Annotated in this window: 5 protein-coding genes; 1 reads left to right on the forward strand and 4 read right to left on the reverse strand. The window is 56.0% G+C overall.

Translation table 11 applies throughout. The features are described 5' to 3' along the window. Window position 1: 1 nt before the first annotated feature. The 4 genes from AC221Y_RS19765 to AC221Y_RS19780 form a co-directional block, all read right to left on the reverse strand. Entirely contained in the window at window positions 2–1537 is a 1536-nt protein-coding gene (locus AC221Y_RS19765) for an ABC transporter substrate-binding protein (RefSeq protein WP_486708136.1), read from the reverse strand. A 251-nt stretch (window positions 1538–1788) separates the two neighbouring features. Then, complete coding sequence (rpoN, locus tag AC221Y_RS19770) at window positions 1789–3135, reverse strand: RNA polymerase factor sigma-54 (protein WP_486708137.1); 1347 nt, start codon at window positions 3133–3135, stop codon at window positions 1789–1791. Window positions 3136–3672: 537 nt separating this feature from the next. Then, window positions 3673–3918 (reverse strand): hypothetical protein, encoded by a 246-nt coding sequence (locus AC221Y_RS19775; protein ID WP_486708138.1) that lies wholly within the window; start codon window positions 3916–3918, stop codon window positions 3673–3675. A gap of 207 nt (window positions 3919–4125) precedes the next feature. After that, entirely contained in the window at window positions 4126–4923 is a 798-nt protein-coding gene (locus AC221Y_RS19780; RefSeq protein WP_486708139.1) for an alpha/beta hydrolase, read from the reverse strand. A 98-nt stretch (window positions 4924–5021) separates the two neighbouring features. Here AC221Y_RS19780 and AC221Y_RS19785 point away from each other — a divergent pair, with 98 nt between their 5' ends. Beyond that, on the forward strand, window positions 5022–5258 hold the full coding sequence (locus tag AC221Y_RS19785; protein WP_486708140.1) for an Lrp/AsnC ligand binding domain-containing protein: 237 nt from the start codon (window positions 5022–5024) through the stop codon (window positions 5256–5258). The last annotated feature ends 38 nt before the right edge of the window (window positions 5259–5296 follow it).

Genomic DNA, 5296 nt, shown 5'->3' on the forward strand with positions numbered 1-5296 from the left:
ATTACTCGACGCAGGCGTCGTGCAGGTTAATGCGGCTGTCGGCACTGGGTTTCCAGCCGGACAGGCGCTTCGAGACACCGTAAATGTCTTTCGGAACCCAAAGATAGACGTAAGGCAGGTCCGCGTTGATCATCGATTCTGCCTCGTGGTACATCCCGGCACGTTTTTCGCTGTCGAGTTCAACGGCAGCCGCATCCAAAAGAGCATCCACTTTTTCATTGGAATACCCGGCCGAGTTGCCCCGGTCATTGGTGCGATGCGTCGGTGTGAAAATGTCGAACGGATCGAGCGAACCATTACCCCAGCTGCTGAAGTACATATCGCCGGTTTTGGGCTCACCCTTCGTACGCCATTTGGCAGAAAGCTGAGCGCCCTCGCCCACCGCGACATTGGTGCGGATACCGACCTTGGCCAGCAGCGACGCCACTGCTTCGGCGGTATCCTTGAAGGCACCTTCGACATCCATGGTTATGTCGATACCGTCGGGGTAACCCGCTTCAGCCAAAAGGGCCTTGGCCTTTTCCGGATCGTAGTCATAGGACGGCAGATCGCTGGCGCCGAAAGCGTCCGGGGAAAGAATGCCGTTGATCGGGGCTGCATTGCCGTCGAGGATCTTGTCGATGATCAGGTTCTTGTCGATGGCATAGTTCGCCGCCTGACGCACTTTCAGGTCGTCAAAAATCTCGCCCTGCGTGTTCATCGCGATAAAGAAGCTACGGGTTCCGTTCACGGTCATGACGTCGGTATTCGGATTGTCTTTGACCTGCTTGATCGAAAAGGTCGGCAATTCGTTGATGATATCAACGTCGCCTGCCAGCAGTGCGGCAACGCGCGACGCGCTTTCCGGAATGACCTTGAAGATTACGCGGTCGACACAAGCTTTGCCCACCGGGGGAATGGCCGTAGCGCCGCCGTAATAGTCGTCGAACCGTTCCATGATGACCGCGTCACCCTTGCGCCATTCGACCAGTTTGAACGGGCCGGTGCCGTTTTCCTGCGTCGCCAGGCCGGCCGTGCCGACTTTTTCGACGAAAGCTTTGGAGACAACTTCCTGGAATGGCAGCATGGCCGGCAGGATTGGCCAAGGTTCGCTCTGGTTGATGCGGACAGTGTCGCCATTGATCACTTCAACTGAAGCGATAGGGCCAAGAAGGCTCTTGCGCGGGCTGGTCACACCGTCACCCATTCCGCCCTCTTCATTCATGCGGTCCAAAGTGAATTTGACGTCTTCAGCCGTAAGGTCGGATCCGTCGTGAAACTTAATGCCCGAACGAATCTTGAAGTCGTAAACCGTTGGCGAAATCTGTTTGTAGGATTCCGCAATCTGTGGCACGACCTTCATGTTGCTGTCGCGGGTCAGAATACCGTCATACATATTGCGGATGATTGTTTCCGTTTCCCGATTGCGGTGATTTGCAGGATCGAGCGTGTCTGCATCCCTCGTAAAGCCGACAACCAGTTCGGCGGCCTGTACGGCGGGCGATCCCACGCTGAGCGCCATCGCAGACGCCAACAGAACTTTCTGTAATGTCTTCATTTTTCACTTCTCCCTATAGTTTTTCGCAGGTTAGACACCGCGACATCCCGTTTCCGCAACGGTTGCAACACTACATGCAAGTACCGTGCCAAAATATTCATTTATGCTGCACGGCCAAAATTCTTATTTTAATCAGGCAATTGCAGCCTCGGAAAATTAAGGGCGCGGGAAACATTTTCCAATTTGCGCGAAACACACGCAACACACAAAGACATTACACGCGCGATCCGAGCGGTGGGTCCGGCTGTGCGTCAACCGGCGCCCCGGCTCTTCGAAAGCCGGGCGCGGCGCTTCCGTGCCGCCGATCCCGGTATCTGAAGCATCTCGCGATACTTGGCAACCGTGCGGCGTGCAACGGCTACGCCCTTGCTCTTCAAGTGTGCGGCCAGCGCCGCGTCCGAAACGGGATGGTCGGCGCCTTCTTGACCGATCACGCGCCGGATCTCATCACGCACGGCACTCGCGGAAACACTGTCTCCACCCTGTTCGTTCGACAAGCCGACGCTAAAAAAGTCGCGCACTAGCAGTGTTCCGCGCGGCGTTTCCATCATCAGACCCGCCGTCACCCGGCTGACCGTGCTTTCGTGAACACCAACAGTGCTTGCGACATCGGCCAGGGACAGGGGAACCAGATGCGCCGGGCCACTCGAAAGGAACCCTGTTTGGCGCCGCACGATTTCGGCGGCGATGGTCAGTGTCGTGACATTTCGGCGGGCGACGGCCTTTTCCAGCCATTGAGCCTCTGAAAGCAGAAGCGCTTTGTCGACGCCATGCGGCATTTCCGAAGCATCGGGCCTGATATCTTTCTCGATCGTTATTGCCGGCAGGTTCGACCGGTTCAGTTCGACCTGCCAGTCGCCATCTACCTCGCGGGCAACAAGATCTGGTGGAACAATCGCCGTCGGAGCGCCGTCAAACGCCGCGCCCGGCTTCGGGTTCAACCGTCGTATCGCTTTCAACTGCTCCATGATTGCCTCGGGCGTCGTTTTGCCGAGCATCGCAAGACGGTCTATCTCTCCCCGTCCGGCCAATTCCAGATTATCGAGCACCAGCGCCAGAAGATCGGTCAATATTTCCGCCTCTGCCGCCTGCAGTCGCAGGCACTCGGCAAGCGACCGCGCAAAAAGGCCTGTAGGCTCAAAGCCCTGCAAGATATCAAGAACGCACTCCGCCTCTTCGATAGTACATCTTGCTTCACCGGCGATTTTTTCCAACGGCCGCCCGAGCCAGCCACTCGGCTCGAGTGCTTCCATCAGGAAATAGGCGATCCCTTTCTGACGCGGATCGCGGATCGAGAGATCGATCTGGTGCCGGACATGCGCGTAGAGCCCGTCAGCGGGCGAAGCCACGCCCTCTTCCGTTTCCCGCCAGTTGGAGGCTGCGGAATTCTGACCGGCAGGGCCGCTGGGCACTTCATGGCGCTGGTTCGGTTTGTCCCCGCCATTTTCGGCACTGACACCGTTGGGCGAAGTCGGCGGGTCTCCGACGGTCGTAATTGCCAAATATGGATTTGAGGCCGCCTGAATCGCCAAAAAAGCCGCAAGCTGCCGATTGTTGAATTGCAGCATCCCGATCGCCTGCCGCAATTGCGGCGTCATTTTCAACGTCCGTAAATGCTGCAAATGGACCGCGTGGCTGGTAATCATCGGACCTTCATCAGTCAGATCAAATCTGTGCGCTTTGGTCTCGCACGTGCTGCAAACTATACGGGATTTAATATCACTACAAGGAAAGCTGCGGAAAGGGAGACCTAAGAAGTATGCGACACGGTTTCTGTAAAGACAGTAGAACTATTTTGAAATCGTGCCCAGGCGCAAGAAGATCAAAGAAAATAAAACTATTCGGCTTAATGGGTATGAAGTTCACAAACCGCAGTGCAAACCTGATAGTAGCGAAAGCAGTTTAGCCTTTTGATTCAAAAGCGGCTGCGTGGCCGGGTGCAATACCTGCTTCTGCACATATGTTCACGGCTGTTGCGATTACATCCGGGGCCGTGCCATTTACATTCCAGCGCGCGGCAAAGCAGTCGATCATCTCGAGATGCTCGTCCCAAAAACAACCGCTCAAAGCGGCACAGAGTGCTCGACACCCAGATCGCGAAGCCGGATCGTCGTGGGTTCAAGCAAGAATGCAATCTAGGCAGAATCCTGTACCATAATAGTCCACCGCCCCCTCGGCACCGTAATAAAGGGGTGCCAGAACAAGCCTGCCCGATTTGCGGCTGACAGGCAAAGACCATGTGCTGTAAGAGCGTCAGGTCCGGCCGGAAGGTGTTCTGAGTGCCGCTCAATGGTGCCGAGCATCACCCAGATCAGCGATCGCTCGGCACGCGCATCGCGAACATTCTGCGGACGAAGCCGCTCGTTGGCCCTGCCTGCCATTCGATCCTCGCGCAGACAACAGCGGCCTAGAGCGTAAAAGCGGAAGGCACGCATAATATCGCGCAACCTCTCGTTCTGTCGGGGCTTGGCCAGAATAGGTCTCTACGGAGGCCAAGACCCGCGACGTCAGGTTCGCAAGACCCTCATTGACCTGCATCCAAATGCAGCCGATCTTGATACCGGAGACCGGTTCGCATTGCTCTCACATCATCCTAATAGGGATTGCGTCAGAGGTGCTCTGGGGTTCTTAAGGCCATCGAGTACATTGAAGTGGTGTCTCCCCGGCTCGACGAATGCATCGATCCGACAACTCTTCTGCCAAAGCGATTGCAGCAGATGAGTCTGCCGAATGAATTCCGGCCGCTCGTCGCCTCCGACCCAGCACGTTACGTTGGCGGTGTGAAAGGGCGTGGCGAGGCATGGGCTTTCCATTTCCGCTTCTTCAGTCGTAAGTTGCAGCTGCTCGTTCAGTTTGGTTTTGCAAAGGTTCCTGAGGTCATGTAGCCCGCTGATCGATACGGATTTGGCAATGCGGTCTTGGATTGGTTTCGCCAACAATGTCTTGTCACTGATCACACGGGTTACCAAATGTCCGCCGGCAGAATGACCGACCAAACGGATCTGGCCCGCCACGCGCGTCGCCGCAAAGGCGATAGCCTGCGCGATCTCCAGCGTTATCTCTCTAATGCGAGCCGCAGGCGCCAGAGTGTACGACGGAACTGCAACGGCTAAACCGTGAGCGAGAGGGCCGGCTGCTAAATCAGAAAAGAAAGTCCGGTCCAGTTTGGTCCAGTATCCGCCGTGGACGAAGACCACCAGACCTTTGGGATCGCCATCGTGCCAGAAGAGATCCAGTTTCTGCCGGTCCTCTGCCCCATAGGGCACATCCAGTTCAGCTTGCGCGTCGCGCCTGAACTCAGTCGCGCGGGTTTGCCATAAGTCGAAATAGCCCTGCGCATTGGCAACATGTCCGACATTGTCGAAGGCATCATCCCAGTCCGTCATTTCGCAATGTCCTGCGCATAAAGTGAAAACCGGATTGCATTGTAGCGCATAAACATTAGGCTCGCTCAAGGAACTTCGTGACATCCAAGGAGAGATCGATGAATGTGATTTTTGTTCAATTGCGGTGCAAGCCCGGCACGGCGTACAAGGTTGCCGACGCGCTGTACGATCGGGAAATTGTCTCGCAGCTCTTTTCCACCAGCGGCGAATGGGATTTGCTGGCTCAGATCTATCCGCCTGAAGGTGTCGACATAGGCAAGTGGGTGAACGAAAACGTGTTGACCATCGACGGTATCGAACGGTCGCTGACAACAATGACTTTCAAGGCCTTTTGAGGCCCAAAAAAAGCCGGGCTGTCAGCCCGTAACTGAAT

Source organism: Boseongicola sp. (genome assembly GCF_057460485.1).

Bases quoted from the DNA above. Each gene is read 5' to 3' on its own strand.
- AC221Y_RS19765 (WP_486708136.1), bottom strand. From the start codon at position 1,537: ATGAAGACATTACAGAAAGTTCTGTTGGCGTCTGCGATGGCGCTCAGC.
- AC221Y_RS19785 (WP_486708140.1), top strand. From the start codon at position 5,022: ATGAATGTGATTTTTGTTCAATTGCGGTGCAAGCCCGGCACGGCGTAC.
- rpoN (WP_486708137.1), bottom strand. From the start codon at position 3,135: ATGACGCCGCAATTGCGGCAGGCGATCGGGATGCTGCAATTCAACAAT.
- AC221Y_RS19775 (WP_486708138.1), bottom strand. From the start codon at position 3,918: ATGGCAGGCAGGGCCAACGAGCGGCTTCGTCCGCAGAATGTTCGCGAT.
- AC221Y_RS19780 (WP_486708139.1), bottom strand. From the start codon at position 4,923: ATGACGGACTGGGATGATGCCTTCGACAATGTCGGACATGTTGCCAAT.